At 46.0% G+C, this 1,811-nt stretch carries 1 rRNA gene; it reads right to left on the bottom strand.

The window, feature by feature from the left end:
• Positions 1 to 50 precede the first annotated feature (50 nt).
• Positions 51 to 1,611, bottom strand: a 16S ribosomal RNA gene (locus FD726_RS03660).
• Positions 1,612 to 1,811: the final 200 nt, after the last annotated feature.

The following is a 1,811-nucleotide window of genomic DNA, read 5'->3' as shown; positions in this document are numbered from 1 at the left end:
CAGACAATTTATGTAGGTATTTTGTAGAAAAGCATTATAAATTATATAAGTAAGGAGGTGATCCAACCGCAGGTTCCCCTACGGTTACCTTGTTACGACTTCACCCCAGTCATGAACCACAAAGTGGTAAGCGCCCTCCTTTGGAAAGGTTAAGCTACCTACTTCTTTTGCAATCCACTTCCATGGTGTGACGGGCGGTGTGTACAAGGCCCGGGAACGTATTCACCGTAGCATTCTGATCTACGATTACTAGCGATTCCGACTTCATGGAGTCGAGTTGCAGACTCCAATCCGGACTAAGATATATTTTACGAGATTTGCTTACCCTTGCGAGCTCGCTTCTCTTTGTATATACCATTGTAGCACGTGTGTAGCCCTACTCATAAGGGCCATGATGACTTGACGTCGTCCTCACCTTCCTCCGGCTTATCACCGGCAGTCTCCTTTGAGTCCCCGACTAATTCGCTGGTAACAAAGGATAAGGGTTACGCTCGTTGCGGGACTTAACCCAACATTTCACAACACGAGCTGACGACAGCCATGCAGCACCTGTCTCAGCATTCCCGAAGGCACCAAGGCATTTCTGCCAAGTTTGCTGGATGTCAAGAGTAGGTAAGGTTTTTCGCGTTGCATCGAATTAAACCACATGCTCCACCGCTTGTGCGGGCCCCCGTCAATTCATTTGAGTTTTAACCTTGCGGTCGTACTCCCCAGGCGGTCGACTTAACGCGTTAGCTACGGAAGTTACATCTCAAGGATACAACTTCCAAGTCGACATCGTTTACGGCATGGACTACCAGGGTATCTAATCCTGTTTGCTCCCCATGCTTTCGCACCTGAGCGTCAGTATTCATCCAGAGAGCCGCCTTCGCCACTGATATTCCTCCAGATCTCTACGCATTTCACCGCTACACCTGGAATTCTGCTCTCCTCTATGAAACTCGAGTCTGCCAGTTTCAAATGCAGTTCCTAGGTTGAGCCCAGGGATTTCACATCTGACTTAACAAACCGCCTACGCGCGCTTTACGCCCAGTAATTCCGATTAACGCTTGCACCCTCCGTATTACCGCGGCTGCTGGCACGGAGTTAGCCGGTGCTTCTTCTGTAAGTAACGTCAATCATTGTGATTTTTAGGCACAATGCCTTCTTCCCTACTGAAAGTACTTTACAACCCTAAGGCCTTCTTCATACACGCGGCATAGCTGCATCAGGCTTGCGCCCATTGTGCAATATTCCCCACTGCTGCCTCCCGTAGGAGTCTGGACCGTATCTCAGTTCCAGTGTGGCTGGTCATCCTCTCAGACCAGCTAGGGATCGTAGCCTAGGTGAGCAGTTACCTCACCTACTAGCTAATCCCGTCTGGGTTCATCCGGTGGCATGAGGCTTTATTATTAATAACAAAGTCCCCCACTTTGGTTTTTCAACTTTATGCGGTATTAGCCATCGTTTCCAATGGTTGTCCCCCTCCGCCGGGCAGATCCCCAGATATTACTCACCCGTTCGCCACTTGTCACCTAAAGAGCAAAAAGCTCTTTATTGTTACCGTTCGACTTGCATGTGTTAAGCTTGCCGCCAGCGTTCAATCTGAGCCATGATCAAACTCTTCAATTTGAACTTTTATTAAAATTGTTTCTACAAATTAAATTGTGTAATAAACTCACAAATCTATTTTGATAGATATTTATAACCTGTATTTAAAATATTTTTATGCTAGTATCTACTAATACCTACATAGATTGTCTGATAAATTGTTAAAGAGCAACAACAATGAACATTCTAACTGTCTTATACTTGTTAGTCAAGATTTAATT

It is taken from the genome of Pantoea sp. SoEX, from assembly GCF_009829945.1.
GTDB lineage: Bacteria > Pseudomonadota > Gammaproteobacteria > Enterobacterales > Enterobacteriaceae > Pantoea_C.
Note: the sequence above shows the minus strand (reverse complement) of the source record. Positions and strands in the feature narration are given on the sequence as shown.